20 protein-coding genes (1 of these 20 only partly in view) are annotated in these 20844 nt (G+C 65.1%); 4 read left to right on the forward strand and 16 right to left on the reverse strand.

Features of this window, described 5'->3' with window-relative positions:
* Nucleotides 1–216, reverse strand: partial view of a TRAP transporter substrate-binding protein gene (locus ACE103_RS04655; RefSeq protein WP_375778499.1) — the beginning only. Its footprint begins 873 nt before the window's first position; only the first 216 of its 1089 coding nucleotides appear in the window; it begins with the start codon at nt 214–216; its stop codon lies beyond the left edge, outside the window.
* Nucleotides 217–512: 296 nt separating this feature from the next.
* Here ACE103_RS04655 and ACE103_RS04660 point away from each other — a divergent pair, with 296 nt between their 5' ends.
* Nucleotides 513–1598, forward strand: coding sequence for an NAD-dependent epimerase/dehydratase family protein (locus tag ACE103_RS04660; RefSeq protein WP_375778500.1), 1086 nt, complete (start codon nt 513–515; stop codon nt 1596–1598).
* A 185-nt stretch (nt 1599–1783) separates the two neighbouring features.
* On the opposite strand, the gene ACE103_RS04665 is transcribed toward ACE103_RS04660, so the two are convergent.
* The 5 genes from ACE103_RS04665 to ACE103_RS04685 form a co-directional block, all read right to left on the reverse strand.
* The gene (locus ACE103_RS04665; protein ID WP_375778501.1) at nt 1784–3091 is read right to left on the reverse strand and encodes an NAD(P)H-dependent oxidoreductase; all 1308 of its coding nucleotides are present in this window, start codon (nt 3089–3091) and stop codon (nt 1784–1786) included.
* Nucleotides 3092–3222: 131 nt separating this feature from the next.
* Entirely contained in the window at nt 3223–4023 is an 801-nt protein-coding gene (locus ACE103_RS04670; protein ID WP_375778502.1) for a phytanoyl-CoA dioxygenase family protein, read from the reverse strand.
* Nucleotides 4024–4146: 123 nt separating this feature from the next.
* On the reverse strand, nt 4147–4821 hold the full coding sequence (locus tag ACE103_RS04675; protein WP_375778503.1) for a GntR family transcriptional regulator: 675 nt from the start codon (nt 4819–4821) through the stop codon (nt 4147–4149).
* 432 nt (nt 4822–5253) lie between these two features.
* A complete protein-coding gene (locus ACE103_RS04680) occupies nt 5254–6510 on the reverse strand; it encodes a M20/M25/M40 family metallo-hydrolase (RefSeq protein ID WP_375778504.1) in 1257 nt (418 codons plus the stop codon).
* A 64-nt stretch (nt 6511–6574) separates the two neighbouring features.
* Nucleotides 6575–7441: a sigma-70 family RNA polymerase sigma factor gene (locus ACE103_RS04685; RefSeq protein WP_375778505.1), complete on the reverse strand. Its 867-nt coding sequence runs from the start codon at nt 7439–7441 to the stop codon at nt 6575–6577.
* 110 nt (nt 7442–7551) lie between these two features.
* Between ACE103_RS04685 and ACE103_RS04690 the strand changes: the two genes are divergently transcribed.
* Nucleotides 7552–8007, forward strand: coding sequence for a carboxymuconolactone decarboxylase family protein (locus ACE103_RS04690; RefSeq protein ID WP_097677257.1), 456 nt, complete (start codon nt 7552–7554; stop codon nt 8005–8007).
* 186 nt (nt 8008–8193) lie between these two features.
* On the opposite strand, the gene ACE103_RS04695 is transcribed toward ACE103_RS04690, so the two are convergent.
* Nucleotides 8194–9003, reverse strand: coding sequence for an alpha/beta fold hydrolase (locus ACE103_RS04695; RefSeq protein ID WP_375778506.1), 810 nt, complete (start codon nt 9001–9003; stop codon nt 8194–8196).
* Nucleotides 9004–9149: 146 nt separating this feature from the next.
* Here ACE103_RS04695 and ACE103_RS04700 point away from each other — a divergent pair, with 146 nt between their 5' ends.
* On the forward strand, nt 9150–9692 hold the full coding sequence (locus ACE103_RS04700) for a methylated-DNA--[protein]-cysteine S-methyltransferase (RefSeq protein ID WP_223974113.1): 543 nt from the start codon (nt 9150–9152) through the stop codon (nt 9690–9692).
* A gap of 206 nt (nt 9693–9898) precedes the next feature.
* On the opposite strand, the gene ACE103_RS04705 is transcribed toward ACE103_RS04700, so the two are convergent.
* The 7 genes from ACE103_RS04705 to ACE103_RS04735 all read right to left on the reverse strand — a co-directional run bounded on the left by ACE103_RS04705 (nt 9899) and on the right by ACE103_RS04735 (nt 16183).
* Nucleotides 9899–10771: an MBL fold metallo-hydrolase gene (locus tag ACE103_RS04705; RefSeq protein ID WP_375781008.1), complete on the reverse strand. Its 873-nt coding sequence runs from the start codon at nt 10769–10771 to the stop codon at nt 9899–9901.
* A gap of 264 nt (nt 10772–11035) precedes the next feature.
* On the reverse strand, nt 11036–11650 hold the full coding sequence (locus ACE103_RS04710; RefSeq protein ID WP_375778507.1) for a glutathione S-transferase family protein: 615 nt from the start codon (nt 11648–11650) through the stop codon (nt 11036–11038).
* 146 nt (nt 11651–11796) lie between these two features.
* The gene (locus ACE103_RS04715) at nt 11797–12639 is read right to left on the reverse strand and encodes a fumarylacetoacetate hydrolase family protein (RefSeq protein ID WP_223974108.1); all 843 of its coding nucleotides are present in this window, start codon (nt 12637–12639) and stop codon (nt 11797–11799) included.
* Nucleotides 12640–12779: 140 nt separating this feature from the next.
* On the reverse strand, nt 12780–13628 hold the full coding sequence (locus ACE103_RS04720; protein ID WP_375778508.1) for an MBL fold metallo-hydrolase: 849 nt from the start codon (nt 13626–13628) through the stop codon (nt 12780–12782).
* A gap of 134 nt (nt 13629–13762) precedes the next feature.
* Complete coding sequence (locus ACE103_RS04725) at nt 13763–14752, reverse strand: NADPH:quinone reductase (RefSeq protein WP_375778509.1); 990 nt, start codon at nt 14750–14752, stop codon at nt 13763–13765.
* Nucleotides 14749–15531, reverse strand: coding sequence for an SDR family oxidoreductase (locus ACE103_RS04730; RefSeq protein ID WP_223974102.1), 783 nt, complete (start codon nt 15529–15531; stop codon nt 14749–14751). Before ACE103_RS04730 ends, ACE103_RS04725 begins: the two co-directional genes overlap by 4 nt.
* A gap of 136 nt (nt 15532–15667) precedes the next feature.
* Nucleotides 15668–16183, reverse strand: coding sequence for a CvpA family protein (locus ACE103_RS04735; protein WP_375778510.1), 516 nt, complete (start codon nt 16181–16183; stop codon nt 15668–15670).
* Between the two features lie 110 nt (nt 16184–16293).
* Between ACE103_RS04735 and ACE103_RS04740 the strand changes: the two genes are divergently transcribed.
* Nucleotides 16294–17055, forward strand: coding sequence for an SDR family NAD(P)-dependent oxidoreductase (locus ACE103_RS04740; RefSeq protein ID WP_223974098.1), 762 nt, complete (start codon nt 16294–16296; stop codon nt 17053–17055).
* A 333-nt stretch (nt 17056–17388) separates the two neighbouring features.
* Here the strand turns inward: ACE103_RS04740 and ACE103_RS04745 are convergent, their stop codons facing one another.
* Entirely contained in the window at nt 17389–18990 is a 1602-nt protein-coding gene (locus ACE103_RS04745; protein WP_375778511.1) for a GMC family oxidoreductase, read from the reverse strand.
* Between the two features lie 134 nt (nt 18991–19124).
* On the reverse strand, nt 19125–20558 hold the full coding sequence (locus tag ACE103_RS04750; RefSeq protein ID WP_375778512.1) for a coniferyl aldehyde dehydrogenase: 1434 nt from the start codon (nt 20556–20558) through the stop codon (nt 19125–19127).
* Nucleotides 20559–20844: the final 286 nt, after the last annotated feature.

Here is a 20844-nt window from a genome sequence, read left to right on the forward strand (position 1 = left end):
GGCAGCAAAGGACTGGATCTGGAAACGGTTGTCGGTGATTTCGGCGACGCGCTTGCAGAAGAATTCACAGCCGCCATAGAGCGTATCGAGCGCCTTCGGCCAGCTTGCCGCGAGCCGCCACCTGACCTCCGGCATCGATTGTGCGACCGCGGGCGCAGCCACCGCCGTCGCAGCCAGCCCGACGCCGCCTGCCCTCAAGAAATCACGACGCTTCATGCGTAGCCCTCCTGTGTGCCGATGCCTCGACAAGGGGAACGATCTTGATGCCGTCTTTCTTCGCCGATCGATCGACGTTGCTGTGGTGATGTGTCCGGTGGCCCTCGACGGGCTCTTGTGTGTGGAAATCCGAGCCTTCGGTTCCACCGGTCAGGATGATGGTTTGCCTGAGGAAATCAAGCGCCAGCCTTGGTTGCAGCTGCGAAGGGAAATCGGCGCTGCTGGTCTCATTCGATACCTGTCGACTGTGCTGCGATCTGCTACGAGGGCAGGTGAGTTGATGGGAGTTCAAGGACATGGCCAACAAGAAAGTCGTGGTCGCGGGCGCGACCGGCCTCGTGGGCAACGCCGCCTTGCGACACTTCGGCGCATCCGGCGATTGCGAGCGCGTCGCGCTGTCGCGCCGCAAGCCGCGCGATCTCTACGGTGCGCAGCATCTGCGAATCGACCTCACCAGCGCCGAGGATTGCCGCCGCGCCGCGGCGGAGCTCGCCGGTGCTACGCACCTGATCTATGCCGCACTCTATGAAGCGCCGAGCCTGGTCGATGGCTGGCGCGATGCCGGGCAGATCGCAACCAACGACCGGATGCTGCGCAACCTGATGGGCGTGCTCGAGCCCGTCGCGCCGGATCTCAGGCATGTCGCGCTGCTGCAGGGCACCAAGGCCTACGGCGTGCATGTCCGACCGCTCACGGTGCCGGCGCGCGAAGGTCGCTCGGAGATGTACGAGCAGCCGAATTTCTATTGGGCGCAGGAGAATTACCTGCGTGAGCTGCAACAGGGCAAGAGTTGGCGCTGGAGCATCCTGCGCCCGGTGCTGATCATCGGCGAAGCCATGGGCGGTGCGATGGATTTGATCCCGCCGCTCGGTGTCTATGCGGCGGTGCTGCGCGAACAAGGCAGGCCGCTCAACTATCCCGGCGGCGCGCCGCGTGTCGCGCAGGCGGTCGACGTCGATCTCCTGGCGCGCGCGATCGCCTGGTCGGGCGATGCGGAGACCGCGCGCAATGAAGCCTTCAACGTCACCAATGGCGACGTCTTCACCTGGGAAAATATCTGGCCCGCGGTATCGGATGCGCTCGAGATGGCGCCGGGCCGGCCTGTGCCGCTGTCGCTGGCGCAGGAGTATCCGAAATGGATCGCGCCGTGGGACGAGCTGCGCAGGAAGCACGATCTGATCGCACCTAGCTTGGAAAAGTTCGTCGGCCTGTCGTTTCAATATGCCGATTACAGCATGCGCTACGGGCAGACTGAATCCGGTCCGCCCTCGATCGTGTCGACGGTGAAGATCAACCAGGCCGGATTCACCGAGATGATGGATACCGAAGCGATGTTCCGGAAGTGGTTCAAGCAGGCGAAGGCGAGGCGGTTGTTGCCGTGAGCTCAGCCCGCGCTCCCTCGTCTCCCTCGCCCCGCTCTTGCGGGGAGAGGGCGGGGTGAGGGGCTTCCATCCGGTGAGCAGCCTCGTACTCGTTGAGCACTGTGCCTCGCCCCTCACCCGGATCGCATCTCGCGATGCGATCCGACCCCTCCCCGCAAAAGGGCGGGGAGAGGTGAAGGACGTCGCTACCGCGAGAACGCGGCTTCCATCGCCTTGCGCGTCTTGATGGTGTCGTTGCGCTCGTCGACTTCGACGTCGCTCCAGCGCACCACAGCGCCATGAGCGATGTCGTTCTTCAGCTTGACCCGATGCGCAAGCCCGATCGGCAGCGCACCGGCGGCGAGGCTGGCTGAGGCCGGCATCAGCTTGCCCCACACCGTGTAGCCGCCTTCGCCGTCGAGCATCTCGCCAGCGCGCAGATTGCGCTTTGCCACCGCTGCGACGTCGCCGCGGAAGCCGCGCGGCTGTCCGGTCGGCTCGTTGCGCAGCGCTGCCGACAGCACGGAAATGTTCAGCTCGAGCCCGATCAGATGATACGGCTTGTACATCGCCGCATAACGGCCGGATGAGTCGGTCTTGAGGCCGTATTGCTTGAAGCAATCGGCGGCATAATCGTTCGGCGCTTCCAGCACCACATAGACGCCCCAGCGCAGATCGCGAAACACCGGACGGCCGTCGCGCTCCAGCGACGACACCACCTCGACGATGCCGGATTTCTCCAGCACGCCGCCAGCCTCACGCGGCCGCATCACATGCGGCAGGTCGTCGACGCCGCAGGGTGGAAACAGCAAGCCCTCCGACGGGACGTCGAGCGTGCAGGCATTGGCGATCGCCGCCATCTCGATCGCGGATTTGGTGCCGTCGAGGAAGGAGTTGAACATCTGCGGGTTCATGCCGGCGGATTGCGCCTCGCCTGATGTGAGCCCGTAATGCTGCCACACGCCCTCCGGCGTCACGTCGTGATAGGCGGGCAAATATTTCGTGCCCTTGCCGGCGGCGACGACGCGAAAGCCGGTGGCGCGCGCCCAGTCGACCATCTCCGCGGTCAGCGCCGGCTGGTCGCCATAGGCGAGCGAATAGACCACGCCGGCCTTGCGCGCCTCCTCGGCGAGCAGCGGGCCCGCCAGCACATCGGCCTCGACATTGACCATCACGACATGCTTGCCGGCTGATATCGCCGCGCGGGCATGGCGGATGCCGACCGCGGGATTGCCGGTCGCTTCGACCACCACGTCGAACGCGCCGCCGGCAATCGCGCGGGCGCCGTCATCGGTGAAGGTGGTTGCATTGATCCGCGCGTCATCCCAGCCGACCGTGCGGCACGCCTCGCGCGCGCGGTCGCGGTCGAGATCGACGATCACCGGCACCTCGAGCCCCGGCGTGTGCGGCACCTGCGACAGGAACATCGAGCCGAATTTTCCGGCGCCGATCAGGACCACGCGAACCGGCTTGCCGGCGGCAGCGCGGGTTTGGAGGAGATGATGCAGGTTCATTTTGCTTTCCAAACAAAAGGGTCATTCCGGGGCGACGCGCTAGCGTCGAACCCGGAATCTCGAGGTTCCCCGATGCGCAATCGCGCATCTGTGGTTCGCGCTTCGCGCGCCCCGGAACGACATCAGGGATATTACTCCGCCGCCTGCCGCGGCGCACGCGCCAGCCGCAGCAGCGCGTCGTCGGCAACGGTCTGGATCGGTGCGAAGTCGCGGTGCGCGATGTAGTCGGGTCGCGTCGGGGTGCGGATGTAGTTGGAGACCGCGTTCAGCGTCAGATAGACGATCTTGCGCGGGTAGGGCGTGATATTGCCGCTCGATCCGTGCACCAGATTGCCGTGGAACATCAGCATGCCGCCGGGCTTTCCGGTCGGCGCGACGATGCCGCCCTGCTTCACCAGCCGGGTCACCGTCTCTTCATCCAGCGTCCACAGCGGGTAGGACGTGGTTTCGAGGTCGTGCGAGGCTTTGAGGTCGCCGGCGCTCTGGCTCTGCGGCACCAGCATCAGCGGGCCGTTAATCGGCATCACCTCGTCGAGGAAGATCGCGATGTTCATCGCGCGCGGCTCCGGCATGCCGTCGTCGCGCTTCCAGGTGCCGTAGTCCTGGTGCCACTGCCAGACGTCGCCGGTGAACGCCGCCTTCGCGTTGATCTTGAACTGATGCATGTAGACCTTCTCGCCGAACAGCTGCTCGATGGGGTCGATCATGCGCGGATGCGCGCCGAGGAGGCGGAACGCCTCGTTGTAGAGATGCGCGGCGAATGCCGTGCGCGGCGCGCCGCTCTTCTCGCGCCACACCTCGGGGCGGTTGGCGTCATAGATCGAGACCGCCTCGCGGGCGAGGAAATCGACCTCTTCCTGGCTGAACAGCTCGGGCAGGAACAGCCAGCCTTCGCGATGGAAAAATTCGATCTGCTCCGGGGTCAGTTTCATGGTGCTTTCCTCCTGTTGTTATCTTTGTCATTCCGGTGCGCGCAGCGAACCCGGAATCTCGAGGTTCCCCGATGCGCGATTGCGCATCTGCGGTTCGCTGCGCGCGCCGGAACGACGGCGTACCTACGCCGCCACGTCGATTGCCCTCAGCTTCTCTTCGGTCATCCGCCCCGCCGTCTGTGCATGCGCCAGCGCCGCAGCCTCAGCGGCTGAGGCGTTGCCGGAGAAAATATGTGCGGCGATGGTCTCGTGCTCGGTCCAGGCGCTGTCGCGGTAATCGAGCTCGGCGAGCACGGTCGCCATCGAGCGGCGCATATGCGGCCATTGCGGCGCGATCATTTCCTCGATCGCGGTATTGCCGGCCAGCCGATAGATCGCGCTGTGGAAGTCGACATCGAGTGCGATCAGGCACGCCAGCGGCGCGTCGTCGCCGATCGCACGCCCGGCTTCGAGCGCGCTCTCGAGTCGCGCGCGTGCCGCGGCATCTTCCTTTACGCGCGTCGCGGCAAGCCGCGCCGCCAGCGCATCGATGGCGCCGCGCACTTCATAGAGCTCGCGGATACGCTGCGGATCGAGCTGCGTCACCTCGAAGCCGCGCTTGCCGCTCTCGGCGACCAGGCCCTGGCGATGCAACAAATGCAGCGCGTGCGAGATCGGCTGGCGTGAGACGCCGAGCCGATCGGCAAGCTCGTTCTGGGTGATGCGCTGGCCTGGCAGCAGCGTGCGGTCGATGATCGCCTCGAGCAATCGCCCGAAGACCTGGTCGATCAGGTTCGGAAGCGGGTCCAACGGGATCATGCGATCAGTCCAAATTGGAATACGGAATTCCGTGTTCGGAAATGAAGGGTACTGCGAGTTGCGGGAGCGGTCAAGGTTTCAGTTTGCGGTGGCATTAAGTGGCTGAAAATGTGGAGATTGTCGCCGAAGTTCTGACGTGGACGATCCTGAAGGTTGCAGTGGCCAGCCAGTCCCAATCGGTGAGCGGAGCAAGCGGCACCCCCTCCCCGACCCTCCCTCACAAGGGGGGGAGGGAACGGAGAGAGCCGCGCGTGTCGCCGAAGTGGGGCTGCGGTATCCGTGAGACGGAGCGCCGGAGATCAACCGGTGAGGTGAGCACATCGGTCAGGCTCCCTCCCCCCTTGTGGGGGAGGGTTGGGGAGAGGGGTGGCCCCGGGTGCCGGCGCTAAAGATTGGCGCGGCTGTTTCAACGGATGCCGCTGCGCGCCCCAGCTACTTCGCCTTGCCCAGCTCGATCAGGATTCGCGTCATCAGATAGAGCCGCGGCACGATCGAGTTGGTGTCGATATATTCGTCGCGGGCGTGATAGCCCCAGCCGGCGAGGCCGAAACTTTCGACCACGGTGGCCTTGCCGCTGCGCGCGGCGTAGCCGGCGTCGGTCGCGCCGCCAGTCATCTCAGCGATATCCAGTGTGCGGTCGAGCTCGGCGTAGATCGCCTGTCCCTGCTTCGCGAGCGCGCGGCCGCGATCGTTTGCCACGAAGGGTGGGCGGCCTGCGGCGACCTTCACCGTCACCTCGGTGTCGGGGATCAGTCTGTTCTTCACCTTCTCGTCGAGCGCGGCCTGCAGCTTCTGCACGCCGTCCGGAATGGTGAGACGGATGTCGGCGCCGGCGCTGGCGTGATCGGGGATCTGGTTGCGCACGGTGCCGGCCTTCGCGGTGGTCCAGTTCAGTTGCGTGCCCGGGATGGATTTCGCGACGTCCTGGGTCTGCAGCAACTGATGCGCAAGCTCGAGCAGCGCGTTGCGACCGAGCTGCGGCGCGGCGCCGGCATGCGAGGCCTTGCCCTTCACATCCAGCGTGCCGGTCGCGGTGCCGCTGGCGCCGAGCAGCAGGCTTTCGTTCTTGGCCACCGGCGGCGCGACCGTCGGCTCGCAGGACAGCACCACATCGTGCTGGTCGGCGAGCTCGGAGATGATCTCGCCGGAGCCGATCGAGCCGACCTCCTCATCCGGATTGAACGACACCGTGAGCTTTGCGTAGTCACGCCAGCCGGCATCTTGCAGGATTTTCAGCGAATGCAGGATGACGGCGATGCCGCCCTTGTCGTCGGCAATGCCGGGCCCGTAAATCCTGTTGCCGTCGACCTTGTAGGGCTGGGTGTCGAGGATGCCGTGCTCATAGACCGTATCCATATGCGCGATCAGCATCAGCTTCCTGCTGCCGGTGCCCTCGAAGGTGCCGATCACCATGTCGGCGCCGGCGCCCTTCGTGGTCTTGCGCCGCTCGGTCTTGGCGCCGAGCGCCTTCAGCCGCGCTTCGGTGTAGTCGGCCATCTTCTTCAGGCCCTCGACATCGCTCGAGCCTGACTCGATCAGCACCATGTCGTGCAGGCTTTCGATCACCGCCGGCTGCGCCTGCTCGGCGGCCGCGCGCAGCTTTTCATCCGCGGCGGCAAAGGCGGGGGACGAGGCGAGGGCGAGTGAAAGCAGGCCGGCCGACGCGAGCAATTTGATGGATCGTTTCATGATTGTCCTCCCTGTATGGCGCAGGGAGGACACTAACATCGCAAACCATCTGTCTCCAGCCGCGTCAGGCCCGGTCGAGCACCTCGACATCGAAGGTCTCGATCTCGGCGGCGTCGGCGGTGGCATCGATCGCAGCGATCCTGTCGCCTGATATCGTGACCCGCAGCACGACACGCAGCGCGCCACCAAGAACGACGGCAACGCCGATTTCGCCGTCGACCAGCGCCGCTTTCGCGGCCTGCGCGCGTCCCTTGAAGCTTTCGGCCACCGCAACTGCACCGCGGATCACCGGCAGCGAGCCGAGCCGTTGCGCAGCCTGATCGGCGCGCACCACGACATCAGGCGCCAGCACGGCAAGCAGCCCTTCGAAATCGCCGTTGCGGGACGCCGCGAGAAAAGCTTCGACGATGCCGCGCTGCCGGCTGAGGTCGGCATCCGGCGCGGGCGGCGCGCCCTGCACGCGGCGTCTGGCACGGCTCGCAAGTTGCCGCGCGGCGGCCGGCGTGCGTCCGACGATCGGCGCGATCTCCTCGAACGGTACCGCGAACATGTCGTGCAGCACGAAAGCCAGCCGCTCGGCCGGCGCCAGCGTCTCCAGCACCACGAGCAGCGCCGCGCCGACCGAGTCAGCCATCTCGGTCTCGCGTTCGGACGGATTGTCCGCGATCGGCTCCGGCACATGCGGGCCGATCGGCTCCTCGCGGCGCGATTTGCGCGAGCGCAGCATGTCGAGGCAGATCCGCGCGACCACGGTGGTCAGCCAGCCCCCGAGATTGTCGACCGCGGCCGTATCGGTGCGGCCGAGCCGCAGCCAAGCCTCCTGCACGGCGTCGTCGACCTCGGCGGTCGAGCCCAGCATGCGGTAGGCCACCGCGCGCAGGCGCGGCCGGTTGGCCTCGAACTGTTCGGCCACAAACTTTTTCTCGTCCATCGGTCACATTCCCTTTGTCCGCTCCGTCATGGCCTTGACGAACGAAAGTGGGCCGATGTGACAACAGATCGGCACGGCTTCGTCAAAAGGCAAATCAGGAGAGTGACATGATGAAGGCCCGCATGAACCACCCGGTAATGGTTGTCCCCGATGCCATGAAGGCGCTGCAGGCGCTCAGCGAGAGCACCAAACCGGCGCTGCCGGAAAAGCTGCTCGAACTGGTGCATCTGCGCGCCAGCCAGATCAATGGCTGCAGCGTCTGCGTCGATATGCATCCGAAGCTCGCCCGCCGGGCCGGCGAGACCGACGAGCGGCTGTTCGCGGTCGGCGCCTGGCGCGACACGCCGTATTTCACCGAAGCCGAGCGCGCCGCGCTGGCGCTGACGGAAGCGGTGACCCGGCTCAGCGACCGCGAGGATCCGGTGACGGACGCGGTGTGGGACGAGGCGGCGAAGCATTTCAACGAGCAGCAGCTCGCGTCGCTGGTGCTCGGCATCGCTGCCATCAATGTCTGGAACCGGCTGAATGTCGCCGTGCGCCAGCCGGTCGGTGTCTGGAAGGTGTGATAGTCGAGGCGCGCTGCTCATGCCGCTTGCTCACTGCACCTCTCCCCTTGTGGGAGAGGTCGGATCGCATCGATAGATGCGATCCGGGTGAGGGGTCTGTCTCCACGGAGAGAAACCCCTCACCCGGCACGATGCCGCTGCGCGCCATCGCGCCACCCTCTCCCACAAGGGGGGAGCGTGTACCGCCTACGCCGAAAGAAACTCCAGCACGATCTCGCAATAGCGCTGCGGGGCCTGCTCGAACATTGGATGCGTGGTGCCGGGGATCATCTCGGTGCGCGCGCCGTTCACATTGGCGGCAAGCGCGTGCAGCACCTTGGGCAGAATGCCCTTGGTGTTGGCGCCGCCGATGAACAGCGTCGGCGTCCTGATCGCCTCCGCGTCGGCCTTCGAGAACGGCGGGCGCTGGTCACGGGTCTGGCCGAGCAGCGTGGTCGCGTTGTCGCGCAAGAGCTGTTTGGATGTCGCCGGAATCCGTTTCCAGGCGCCGGGGCCTTCGAGCGCGTCCATGAAGATCTGCAAGCCGCCGTCGATATCGCCCTTGGCGATCTCAGCGGCACATGCCGCGAAGCGCGCCGCCAGCGGCGAGGGGCCCGGCTTGAAATCGGGATCAAGGCTCGCGTCGAGCTCGCCGCCGGGCTCGGCCAGGATCAGTTTGCGCAGCAGGTCCGGCCGCCGCTGCGCGACACGGAAGCAGATATGGCCGCCGCGGGAATGCCCCATCAAGTCGAGCGGCTTGGTGTCGAATGCCTCGATGAAGGCGATCACATCGTCGACATGCTGCGCGATCGAATAGGTGTCGCCGACGCCGTCCCAATGCGCCGGGAAGAAATGCCGCAGGCTGACCGCGATCACGCGATGCCGCCGCGTCAGCGGGCCGAGCACCGCCGACCAGATCCGGAAATCGCACAGCGAGCCATGCACGCAGACCAGCGGCGGGCCCTCTCCGATATCGAGATAGGGCATGTCGAAACCGTTGACGTGGAGGCTGTGCATTTCGGGGCTCGCGAAAGGGCAGGAGATGTTGTTGATTTAGCCCAAGTTCCCACGGAATTCGGGTGGATAGCAACATTCTCCAAGCCTAGATTTCAGATCGACAGCAGGCTCAAACGTGTGAGCTGAAGGAATATCTGGAGCGAGCCATGACCGGCCAGCATTTTGCAATCTTCGAGACCATGATCGGCGCCTGCGGCATTGTCTGGGGCGAGCACGGCGTCACCGCCGTGCAGCTGCCGATGGGCACGGAGGAGAAGACCCGCAAGCGCATCTTCCAGCGCAATGGCGACGTCACCGAGGCCGCGCCGCCGGCCGAGGTGCAGCACGCAATCGACGGCATGATCGAGCTGCTCGCCGGCAAGCCGAACGACCTCGCCGACATCGTGCTCGATCTCGACGGCGTGCCTGAATTCAACCGCGGCGTCTACGACATCGCGCGGAAGATTCCGCCGGGCAAGACGGTCACCTATGGCGACATCGCCAAACAGCTCGGCGGCGTCGAGCTGTCACGTGACGTCGGCCAGGCATTGGGCCGCAACCCGTGCCCGATCGTGGTGCCCTGCCACCGCGTGCTGGCGGCCGGCAACAAGCCGGGCGGCTTCTCGGCCAATGGCGGCGTGGTGACCAAGCTGAAGATGCTGCAGATCGAAGGCGCGGTGGTGAACCACACGCCGAGTTTGTTTGATTGAGCGGGGCGCGCTCTTCTTATCCTCCCCTGGAGGGGGAGGGTCGACGCGAATGAAATGAGCGGCGGGGTGGGGTGACGGTCTCTCGTATCGGGTGCTGCCCGTGTTGAGAGATCACCCCACCCCGTCTCACATCTCGCTGCGCTCGTTGTGAGCCGACCCTCCCCCTCCAGGGGAGGGTGGTAGAGAGGGACTGTCGCGAATTCAGCCTACTTCACCGTCTCACATACAAATCCGTTGCCCTTCCGCCTGATCTTGCCGACTGTCGGCGAGGGGAAGTGCGCGGGGCAGCACAGCGTATCGGTATCGCAATAGCGCTCGAGGAAGCCGCGCCGTGTCCTTGCGGCCTGCGCCTGGTCGACATCGAACTTCGCCGACAGCTCCGGATAATGCGTCTGGATCGGCGAGTGCATCAGGTCGCCGGCAAACACCGCATCATCCTTGCCGCGGCCGAAGGTGAAGGCGACGTGGCCCGGGGTGTGGCCGGGCGTCGGCAGGATGCGGACGTGATCGCCGATCGCAAAATCATTGCCGACGAGTTCGGCCCGCTTGGCTTCGACCACCGGCAGCACGCTGTCGATGAAGGGCGGGACCTCTGCCTTGGCGTTGGTCTCGGTCCAGTAGTCGAACTCGCTCTTGTCGAACACGTAGCGTGCGTTCGGGAAGGTCGGCACCCAGCGGCCGTTCTCGAGCCGCGTGTTCCAGCCGACATGGTCGACATGCAGATGCGTGCACATCACATAGTCGATGTCGCCGACCGAAAAGCCCGCCGCCGCGAGGCCGCGCAGATAATTGTCGTCGGTCTTCATGTTCCAGCTCGGCCGTCCCGGCCGCGGCTTGTCGTTGCCGATGCAGCTGTCGATCAGGATGGTGTGATGCGGCGTCTTCACGATGTAGGACTGGAACGCCAGGATCAGCGTGTCGCTGTCGTCGAGTGCGCCGGCCGCTTTCATCCAGGCGCGGTTCTCCGCGAGCAGCTCCGGCGTCAATCCGGGCAGCATGTCGAGCGCGGGCAGGAACACCCCTTCGTCCTCGACAATGCGATGAATGGTGAGATCGCCGGCGGCAAATTTCAGGCTCATGGTGATTCCTTGGCGTTGGCGTTTGCGAGCGAAGTCTGGTTGGCGTGAAGAGAACGCGTAGAAAAGCTGGTGCGCGTCGCGCACGGCGGGAATGCTGATGTTGGCGAGGATATCCATCGCCGCAAGGTCTTGCTCCGGCGGGCCGTACCGGGCTGCCGTCATCATCATCACAAAGTCGAGATCGGAGACGGTCAGCGCGAGCACCAGGCTCGCGCTGAAATCGAGAGGCGGGGACGCATTCGCGTCTCCCCGCGCCTTGCTCCGCTACGCCGCTGGCGGCGCCGAAACCTTCACCGACGGCCGCTCCAGCATCTTCTGGTAGAAGGCGTCGAGCTTCGGATAGACCTTGCGCCAACCGCAATCGGCAAAGCGGAAATCGGCGTAGCCGAGCACGCAGACCAGGCCGATCTGCGCGATGTCGAACGACGCGCCGTTCAGCACGTCCGGCCGGTTCTCGAACCGCGCCATGCCCGCCCAGGCCCTGTTCCAGTGATCGTCATACCAGGCCTGCCACAGCGAACCCTGCGGCCGCACCATCTTCTCGTAGCGGCACAGCAGCATGGAATCGAGCATGCCGTTGAGCAGCGAATGATCGGTCTTCAGCTGCCAGCGCCGCGGACCGTAGCCCGGGATCAGCCGGCCGCCGCCGATCTCGTTGAGATATTCGACGATGACGTAGGAATCCAAAATGACGTCGCCATGGTCGAGGATCAGCACCGGCAATTTCTTCAGCGGCGAGATCTTGGAATATTCGTCATTGGCGGTGCCCGGCGCGACGCTGGCCGGCACGAACTCGATCCTGTCGATCAGGCCGAGTTCGATCGCAGCGATCCGCACCTTGCGGGCGAACGGGGAGGCGGGAGAGAAGGTGAGTTTCATGGGAGGCCCCTGGAAATATACGCTGGGTATCTCTCTTCCGTCATTGCGAGCGAAGCGAAGCAATCCATTGCTTCCGAACACGCGGAAAGATGGATTGCTTCGTCGCTATCGCTCCTCGCAATGACGGCGGTGACGCTGACCGAGCCTTACGCCGCGACGATTTCCTGGCGCTGCTCGCCGAGGCCTTCGATGCCGAGCGTGACGACGTCGCCGACATTGAGGAAGGTCGGCGGCTTCATACCGAGACCGACGCCGGGCGGCGTGCCCGTCGTGATGATATCGCCGGGCAGCAGCGTCATGAACTGCGAGACGTAGGAGATGCATTTCGCCATCGTGAAGATCATGGTCTTGGTCGAGCCGGTCTGGCGGCGCTGACCGTTGACATCGAGCCACATCGACAGGTTCTGCACGTCGGCGATTTCGTCCTTGGTCGCGAGCCACGGCCCGACCGGACCGAAGGTGTCGTGCGACTTGCCCTTGGTCCACTGTCCGAGGCGCTCGGTCTGGAAGTTGCGCTCGGAGACGTCGTTGCAGACGCAATAGCCGGCGACGTGGTTCAGCGCGTCGGCTTCCGAGACGTACTTGGCGCGGGTGCCGATGATCGCGGCGATCTCGACTTCCCAATCCAGCTTGGTCGAGCCGCGCGGCTTCTCGACCGCATCGTTCGGGCCGGACAGCGAGGTATTCGCCTTCATGAAGATGATCGGTTCGGTCGGGATCTGAGCGCCGGTCTCCTTGGCGTGGTCGGAGTAGTTCAAGCCGATCGCGACGAACTTGGAGATGCCGGTGACCGGGGCGCCGAAGCGCGGCTTGCCGGAGACGGCCGGGAGGGAGGCGGGATCGAGTGCGGAAAGCTTCTTCAGCGAGTCCGGCGTGTACGCTTCGCCGGTCAGGTCCTTCAGATGGGCCGAGAGATCGCGGAGCTGGCCGGATTTATCGATCAGACCGGGCTTTTCCGCACCCTTTTCGCCATAACGAACAAGCTTCATGTTGATCACTCCCTACGATGTCTTGAGGATTGTTACTGGTATACCTCGACACGCTTCATGGAACAGCGCGCGGGGAAATTCAACCGCCATGAGCGCGCTGCATTGCTGCCAAGCCTTATTTCAAGGCCATTTCGGGCCGATCACCCCAGCGCGACGAACCTGAACGCGTCGCCGTCGCGCTTGATATGGCCGGCATTGAAATGCCCACCGATCACCAGCGTCGGCGTATCGGCAAAGCGCGAGAACAATTCGCGCCGTGTCGCGGCTGATTGCTTCTGGTCGGAGTCCGCGGTCGACGACCAGTCGAGGTGATACATCTGGCAGGGATGATGGGCGACGTCGCCGGTCAGCAGTCCTTCCGCGCCGCCGGACTTGATGTGGATGCTCGTATGGCCGGGGCTGTGTCCCGGCGTTGGGATCAGCGTGATCTCCTCGGTCAAGCGATGATCGCTCGGCACCAGCTCGGCCTTGCCGGCATCCGCGATCGGCTTCACCGAGTCGGCGAACACGGCAGCATGCGCGGCATCGTCGCTGTGGTCGCGCCAGTGCTCGAATTCGGTCCTGCCGAACACGTAACGCGCATTGGCGAAGGTCGGCACCCATTTGCCGCCGACAAGTTTCGTGTTCCAGCCGACGTGATCGACATGCAGATGCGTGCACAGCACGGTGTCGATGCTGTCAGGCGCAAAGCCGGCCGCGGTCAGCTTCTCCAGGAACGGATCGTTGCGGTTGTTCCAGGTCGGCACGTTGCGGCCCTGCTTGTCGTTGCCGAGCCCGGTGTCGACGATGATGCGGTGCTCCGGCGTCTCGACCACCAGCGAATGGATCGACATTTTCAGCCGGCCATCCTCATTGGCGAAATGCGGGATCAGCCAGGGCAGGCTCTGGATCTCTTCCCGGCCGGCCAGCGGCAGGATGAAGCGTGTGCTGCCGACGGTCTCGAGCTCGACGACTTTTGTGATCTTGACCTTGCCGATCGTCCATTGCATGCGGCGTGTCCTCCTTTTTTATTGGTCTATCACCTGACAATGCGGGTTCCCGCGCGCTGGTGCAATGGATCAAGGCCGCGCTGCACTTCACCTCAGCCCGCCTGCGGGGAGAGGTGGAAGAGAGCGCGTGCCTGTCACCGCGCGCAGTCGACGATCACGGTGCCGATCTTGTCACCCTTCTCGACGGCGAGATGGGCATCGGCGGTCTCGGCCAGCGCAAATTGGCCGGCGATATTGTGCACGCGGGTGCCCGACTCCAGCCATTTGGTGATGTCGGCCTGCGCGGCCGCGAGCAGCGGCGGCGGCAGTGCGAACAGCACCAGCGAGCGCACCGTGATGCACTTCTCCATCAATTCGCGCACCGGCAGCACCGGCGTGCGGTTGCCGTTGGTGGCGTAGACCGCGATCGTCGAGTTCAGCGCCATGATCTTCAGCGTGGTCGCGAGGTTACCGCCGAAATCGACGTCGATCACGCGGTCGACGCCGCGGTTCTCGGTGAAGGCCATCACCTTGGAGACGACGTCCTCGGTGCGGTAGTTGACGACCGTGTCGGCGCCGGCAAGCCGCGCCTCGACGTCCTTGACCTCTGAGCTCACCGTCGCGATCACGCGCGCGCCGCCCCATTTGGCGAGTTGCACGGCATAGTGGCCGACGGCGCCGGCGCCGCCGGTGACCAGCACCGTTTGACCGGCGATCGGACCGTCGGCGAACAGCGCGCACCACGCCGTCATGCAGGGGATGCCGAGCGTTGCGCCGGCCGCGAACGACACGTCCGGCGGCAGCGGCGTCACCAGATAATCGGCGAGCGTGATGTACTCGGCGGCGGTGCCGAAGGCGCGGCCGTTGCGCTGGCCGTTGAACAGCCAGACGCGGTCGCCGACGGCAAAGCGCGTCACGCCTTCACCGATCTGGTCGATGATCCCGGCGCCGTCGCTGTTCGGGATCACCCGCGGAAAGTCCATCGCGCGATAGTTGCCGCTGCGGCGGCCGACATCGGCTGGATTGACGCCCGACGCCTCGAGGCGAACCCGGACTTCGCCCGGGCCCGCGTCCGGCGTCGGCATCTCGCCGACGGTGAGTACCGTCGGCGCCGCGCCGGTTCGTTCGTACCAGACGGCTCTCATAACGTGCCGGGGAAGGCGCCGCCATCGAGCAGCAGGTTCTGCCCGGTGATGAAGCCGGCCTTGGCGCCGCACAGGAAGGCGCAGGCGTAGCCGAATTCGTCGGGATGGCCGAAGCGGCCGGCCGGGTTCAGCTTGGCGCGCTCGGCCAGCACCTGCTCGGCCGAGATGCCGCGCTTTTCGGCCTCGGGCTTTGCAGTGCCGCGCAGACGATCGGTCTCGAACGGGCCCGGCAGCAGACCGTTGATGGTGACGTTGTTGATCACGGTCTTGCGCGACAGGCCGGCGACGAAGCCGGTGAGGCCGGCGCGGGCGCCGTTGGACAGGCCGAGAATCTCGATCGGCGCCTTCACCGCCGCCGAGGTGATGTTGACGATACGGCCGAACTTGCGCGCCATCATGCCGTCGACGGTCGCCTTGATCAGCTCGATCGGCGTCAGCATGTTGGCGTCGATCGCCTTGATCCAGTCGTCGCGGGTCCAGTTGCGGAAATCGCCGGGCGGCGGGCCGCCGGCATTGTTGATCAGGATGTCCGGTTCGGGACAGGCCTTGAGCACGGCCTCGCGTCCGGCCGGCGTCGTGATGTCGCCGACGATCTCGGTGACGGTGATGCCGGGATGCGCCTTCCGGATATCGTCGGCGGTCTGCTTCAGCGCCTCGGCGCCGCGCGCCGTCAGCGTGACGTGCACGCCCGCATCGGCGAGCGCAATCGCGCAGGCGCGGCCCAGTCCCTTGCTCGATGCGCAGACGATGGCGCGGCGGCCTTTGATTCCAAGATCCACGAGTTCACTCCCTGTGATGTCGGATTGGTTTGTAGAGTTTCGCTGGCGCCAGTCTAGCCAAGCCCGGCGGCGCCGGTAAGGGAGGTGCAATGCATAAGTGCATGCCGGACAGGAGCAGCCCGGGTGAGCCCGTTGGTTAGATACGCTGCTCGCGCCGCAGCCGCTCGATCGCCATGGTGGCTTCGGGCGGTAGCGACCGGAAGCCGGCCTGTCCGGCGGCGGAGAACCACGGCCGCAACTGCGATCCGTTGAGGAATTGCGGCTGCTTCGCCATCGGCACCAGTTGATCGAACACCAGCACCAGCGTGGTCACGACGAGGCCAACCCTGATTGCGCCGAGCAGCGCGCCGCCGAGACGGTCGCCGATCCCGATCTCCGAGCCCATGGTGTCGTCGAGCATCGTCCGCGCCACCTTTCCGAGAATGACGCCGATCAGAAGGAAGAGACCGAACAGCAGTACGCCGTTGGGCGGAAACGGCGACGACGGCAGCGCTGCGATGTGGGGCCCGACCATCGCCAGCAGCGCGACCGCAAGCGGCATGGCAACGAGATAGGCCAGGATGGTGACCGCGCTCCGCAACAGGCCGGTCGTGAAGCCGGTGACGACCGCGAACAACAGACCGAGCGTCACGACGATGTCGAAGAGGTTCATGGATAAGGAATTCCTGCCCCAATCTCCTACGGTCCCCTGGTTGATCAAACCTGCTTACATCAGGGACAATTGTCGCTATCACTCGTCCGCTTCAATCCGGGAACCTGCCGATGTCCGACCTATTCGATGTCAGTAAAGAAATCATCCTCATCACCGGCGCCTCGCAGGGGCTCGGGCGGCAGTTCGCCCGCGTGCTCGCAGCGCATGGCGCCGCGGTGGTGCTGGCGGCACGCCAGACCGCTAAGCTGAAAAGCCTCGCGGAGGAGATCAAGGCCAAAGGTGGCCGCGCTGCCGCGGTGCAGATGGATGTTGCGGATATTTCCGGGATTGCGAAAGCGCTCGACACGGCGGAATCCGCACTCGGTCCGGTCTCGGTGCTGATCAACAATGCCGGTATCGCGATCGAGAAGCTCTCGACCGAGCAGACCGAAGCCGATTGGGACGCCGTGATCAACGCCAATCTGAAGGGGGCCTATTTCCTCGCAACCGAGCTTTCGCGGCGCATGATCCTGCGCAAGCAGCCGGGCAACATCATCAATGTCGCGTCCGTGCTCGGGCAGGGCGTGCTCAAGGCGGTCTCGCCCTATGCGATCTCCAAGGCCGGCATGATCCAGGGCACCAAGGCGATGGCGCTGGAGCTGGCCGGCAACAACATCCGCGTCAACGCGCTGGCGCCGGGTTACATCGACACCGAGATGAACCATGAATTCTGGTCGACGCCGTCAGGCGAGCGGCTGGCAAAACGGATTCCGCAGCGCCGCGTCGGTGCCGAGACCGATCTCGACGGCGCGATCATGCTGCTCGCCTCCAACGCCTCGCGCTACATGACCGGCACGGTGGTGACAGTCGATGGCGGGTTCTTGCTGAACTGACTTCGTAGCCCGGATGAAGCCGCTGTCATCGCCCGGCCTGTGCGCAATTGCGCACATGGACCGGGCGATCCAGTTGGCCGAGGCCTTTCGGCTCAAGCACGGCCGTCTCTGGAATACTGGATCACCCGCCTGCGCGGGTGATGACACTGCGCAAGCTGAGGCCGTCTGCACGATTTCTGAATAATAGAACAGTACCGCTGAGTTGCCCGACGAGTCAAGTTGCCCTGTCCGCCGGCTACTTTGCATGGGGTTGTTTTCGATATTTTGGCAGTGCGCCCTGCGACGGCAGTCTCACAGGGTGGGCAAGGGCGCTCTCGCGCCCTGCCCATTTGGTTACCGCATCTCCGCCTTGATCATGTCGGCGGCCTTCTCGCCGATCATGATGGTCGGCGCATTGGTGTTGCCGCCGATCAATGTCGGCATGATCGAGGCGTCGACCACGCGCAAGGCCTCGAGCCCGTGCACGCGCAGATTCGGATCGACCACCGCGAGTGGATCATCCGTGCCCATCCTGCAGGTACCGACCGGGTGATAGACGGTGTCGGAGCGTGCCCGGAGGATGCTGCGGATGTCGTCGTCGGTGCGGACATCCGCTGTGAACATGTCCTTCTGCTGCAGCGCGCGCAGCGCCGGCGTGTCGAGCAGTCGCTTCGTCATCTTGAAGCCCGCGACCATGGTCTCAACGTCGCTGTCCTCGCCGAAGAAATTCGGATCGATCGCGGGGGCCGCGAGCGGGTCGGCGCTGTTCAGCCACACGCTGCCACGGCTGGCCGGGCGCAGCAGGCAGACATGGCAGGAGAAGCCGGTGCCCCAGCGCGGCTTGCGGCCGTGGTCTTCCACCATCGCCATGCAGAAATGCAGCTGGATGTCGGGGACGTCGAGCTCAGGTCGCGTCTTCAGGAAGCCGCCGCATTCGGCGACGTTCGAGGTCATCGGGCCGCGCCGCTCGCGCCGGTATTGCCCGATGCCCTTGAGGATCCGCCCGATGCCGCTCCACGACAGTCCCGAGAAATAAGGTGCGTCGGAGGCGAAGCCGAACACGAAATCAGGGTGATCCTGCAGGTTCTGTCCGACACCCGGCAGATCATGCACGCCGGCGATGCCGTGCTTGCCGAGCGCTGCGGCGTCGCCGACGCCCGACAGCATCAGCAATTGCGGCGACTGGAACGCGCCGGCGGAAAGGATCACTTCGCGCCGCGCGCGCAGCACCTTCTTTTCCTTGCCCTGCATGTATTCGACGCCGACGGCACGCTTGCCCTCGAAGAGGATGCGGGTGGCTTGCGCCTGCGTCTCGATGCGCAAATTGGGCCGGCGGCCCATGTGAGGATGGATGTAGCCGCGCGCGGCGCTCCAGCGTTCTCCATTCCTCTGGGTCACCTGGTAGATGCCGAGCCCTTCTTGTTCGGCGCCGTTGAAATCGTCGCGGATCCGGAACTGCGCCTCGCGCGCGCCTTGCAGGAACGTCTCCTTGACCGGGTTGTCGGACTGCAGGCCCGTGACGTTGAGCGGGCCGCCCTTGCCGTGATATTCGCCGTCGAGCTCGGTGTTGTTCTCCGAACGCTTGAAATAGGGCAGCACGTCGGCATAGCCCCAGCCGGTATTGCCGAGCGAAGCCCAGTGATCGTAGTCGGCGCGATGGCCGCGGATATAGACCATGGCGTTGATGGCGCTGGAGCCGCCGAGCCCCTTGCCGCGCGGCTGGTAGCCGATGCGGCCGTTGAGGCCCTTTTGCGGCACCGTGTCGAACGCCCAGTTGTTGAGCTTGCTCGAGAGCATCAGAATGATGGCGCCGGGCGTGGTCACCACCCAATTGTCGTTCTTGCCGCCGGCATCGAGCATCGCCACCGAGGTCGCCGGATCCGCCGACAACCGCCCCGCCACCGCGCAGCCGCCGGAGCCTGCGCCCACCACCACGAAATCGAATGTGTCAGTCACGTATGTTTCCCCCTGTCTCTTCGTCATTCCGGGATGGTCCGAAGGACCAGACCCGGAATCTCGAGATTCTCAGGTGCGCAATTGCGCACCATAGTTCGATGCTGACGCATCGCCCCGGAATGACGTTCTAAGTTTTACGACAACAGCCGCATCAGCTTCTCCAGCCGCGCGATCTTCGCGCCATAGGGCGGATAGAGATCGGCGAGCCGGTTGAAGCGCGAGCGGTAGAACACCGGCTTCAGCTTGGTCAGCGTCTTGAATCCCCATTCGCCGTGATAGGCGCCGGTGCCGGACGCGCCGACGCCGCCCATCGGCTGGTAGGCCTGCGCGAAATGGAACAGGCAATCGTTGACGGTGACGCCGCCCGACACCGTGCGCGCCAGCACCGCATCGCGGGCGGCGTGGTCGGTGCCGAACCAGTACAACGCCAGCGGGCGGTCGCGCCGGTTGATGAAGGAGATCGCTTCCGTTGCGTCGCGGGTGCCCATCACCGGCAGCAGCGGTCCGAAGATCTCCTCCTGCATCACGGTCATCTCGGGCGTCGCATCGACGATGACGGTCGGCGGGAATTTGCGCCTCGCCTTCCACTCGGGATCGTTCGGCGCGGCCGGCTGCATGATGGTCGCGCCCTTGGCGGCGGCGTCGGCGACGAGGCTCTCGAGCCTTGCATAGTGCCGGTCCGAGACGATCGAGGTGTAGTCGGGATTTTTCGGATCGGTGCCGAACATGTGCTGCATGTGGCCCTGCAGCCGCATCGCGAACGGCTGCACAGAGGCTTGCGGCACCAGCACGTAATCGGGCGCGATGCAGGTCTGGCCGGCATTGAGCAGCTTGCCATAGGCGATGCGCTGCGCGGCCTCGTCGATGTCGGCGGAGCCGTCGACGATCGCGGGCGATTTGCCGCCGAGCTCGAGCGTCACCGGCGTCAGGTTGCGGCCGGCCGCCTCCGCGACCAGCCGGCCAACGCGGGTCGAGCCGGTAAAGATCAGATGATCGAACGGCAGCGCGGCAAAGGCCGTTGCGATGTCGTCGTCGATATCGGTGACCGCGAGCTCGGTGGTGTCGAATTTCTTCTCGATCACCTCGGCCAGCAGCTCGGCGAAGCGCGGCACCAGCTCGCTCGGCTTGATGATGGCGCGGTTGCCGGCCGCGATCGCGGCGACCGCAGGCGCCAAGGTCAGCTGCAGCGGATAATTCCAGGGCGCAATGATCCCGACCACGCCGAGCGGCTGCGGGATCAGCCGGTTCCTGGCCGGCGCGAACTGCACCGTGGTCGGGATTCTCTCGGGCGCCATCCAGCCCTTGAGGTGTTTGGCCGCATGCTTGATCTCGCCGAGCACCAGCATGGTCTCGGCGATCGCGGTCTCGACGGTGGAACGGTGGCCGAAATCGGCCGAGATCGCCGCCTCGAATCGCGCCTCGTTCTCGGTCAGCGCGGCGCGCAGGCGGCGCAGCCGGTCGAGCCGCGCCTGCAATGTCGGCGCTGGCTCGCTGCGTGACAGCTCGAACTGGCGGTGAAAGGTGTCCTCAAGCGCGTGCAGCCCCGGGCTCTTCAATGGCCGGTCCATGGCGTTTCCCCTCGAATGACGTGTCCTTGACGGATTTTGTTGGGCGCCAAGCTCCGCTTTTGCGCGCGATCTGGCAAGAGCCGGTTCCCGGCGGTAAATTTGCCAGGAAAACCGCCGATTTCGGCGTCACAAAATCCTCAAAAACCCGCATCCGGGGCTTTCCAAACCGTACTCACGTTGATACATACCCCTCGCACCCGAACGGCTTCGGCCCGGGTCGCCTTCTCAGGAAGCCCTCCGGACGGATCGATCGGCGCCATCTACGTTGGCCGACCGGCTCGGGCAC

The organism is Bradyrhizobium sp. ma5 (genome assembly GCF_042258955.1).
In the GTDB taxonomy this organism is placed as follows: domain Bacteria; phylum Pseudomonadota; class Alphaproteobacteria; order Rhizobiales; family Xanthobacteraceae; genus Bradyrhizobium.

Coding starts and splice junctions, on each gene's coding strand:
- ACE103_RS04720 (WP_375778508.1), bottom strand. CDS start 13,628: ATGCAATGGACGATCGGCAAGGTCAAGATCACAAAAGTCGTCGAGCTC.
- ACE103_RS04700 (WP_223974113.1), top strand. CDS start 9,150: ATGACCGGCCAGCATTTTGCAATCTTCGAGACCATGATCGGCGCCTGC.
- ACE103_RS04665 (WP_375778501.1), bottom strand. CDS start 3,091: ATGAACCTGCATCATCTCCTCCAAACCCGCGCTGCCGCCGGCAAGCCG.
- ACE103_RS04660 (WP_375778500.1), top strand. CDS start 513: ATGGCCAACAAGAAAGTCGTGGTCGCGGGCGCGACCGGCCTCGTGGGC.
- ACE103_RS04670 (WP_375778502.1), bottom strand. CDS start 4,023: ATGAAACTGACCCCGGAGCAGATCGAATTTTTCCATCGCGAAGGCTGG.
- ACE103_RS04680 (WP_375778504.1), bottom strand. CDS start 6,510: ATGAAACGATCCATCAAATTGCTCGCGTCGGCCGGCCTGCTTTCACTC.
- ACE103_RS04675 (WP_375778503.1), bottom strand. CDS start 4,821: ATGATCCCGTTGGACCCGCTTCCGAACCTGATCGACCAGGTCTTCGGG.
- ACE103_RS04695 (WP_375778506.1), bottom strand. CDS start 9,003: ATGCACAGCCTCCACGTCAACGGTTTCGACATGCCCTATCTCGATATC.
- ACE103_RS04710 (WP_375778507.1), bottom strand. CDS start 11,650: ATGAAACTCACCTTCTCTCCCGCCTCCCCGTTCGCCCGCAAGGTGCGG.
- ACE103_RS04715 (WP_223974108.1), bottom strand. CDS start 12,639: ATGAAGCTTGTTCGTTATGGCGAAAAGGGTGCGGAAAAGCCCGGTCTG.
- ACE103_RS04735 (WP_375778510.1), bottom strand. CDS start 16,183: ATGAACCTCTTCGACATCGTCGTGACGCTCGGTCTGTTGTTCGCGGTC.
- ACE103_RS04685 (WP_375778505.1), bottom strand. CDS start 7,441: ATGGACGAGAAAAAGTTTGTGGCCGAACAGTTCGAGGCCAACCGGCCG.
- ACE103_RS04690 (WP_097677257.1), top strand. CDS start 7,552: ATGAAGGCCCGCATGAACCACCCGGTAATGGTTGTCCCCGATGCCATG.
- ACE103_RS04750 (WP_375778512.1), bottom strand. CDS start 20,558: ATGGACCGGCCATTGAAGAGCCCGGGGCTGCACGCGCTTGAGGACACC.
- ACE103_RS04705 (WP_375781008.1), bottom strand. CDS start 10,771: ATGAGCCTGAAATTTGCCGCCGGCGATCTCACCATTCATCGCATTGTC.
- ACE103_RS04725 (WP_375778509.1), bottom strand. CDS start 14,752: ATGAGAGCCGTCTGGTACGAACGAACCGGCGCGGCGCCGACGGTACTC.
- ACE103_RS04740 (WP_223974098.1), top strand. CDS start 16,294: ATGTCCGACCTATTCGATGTCAGTAAAGAAATCATCCTCATCACCGGC.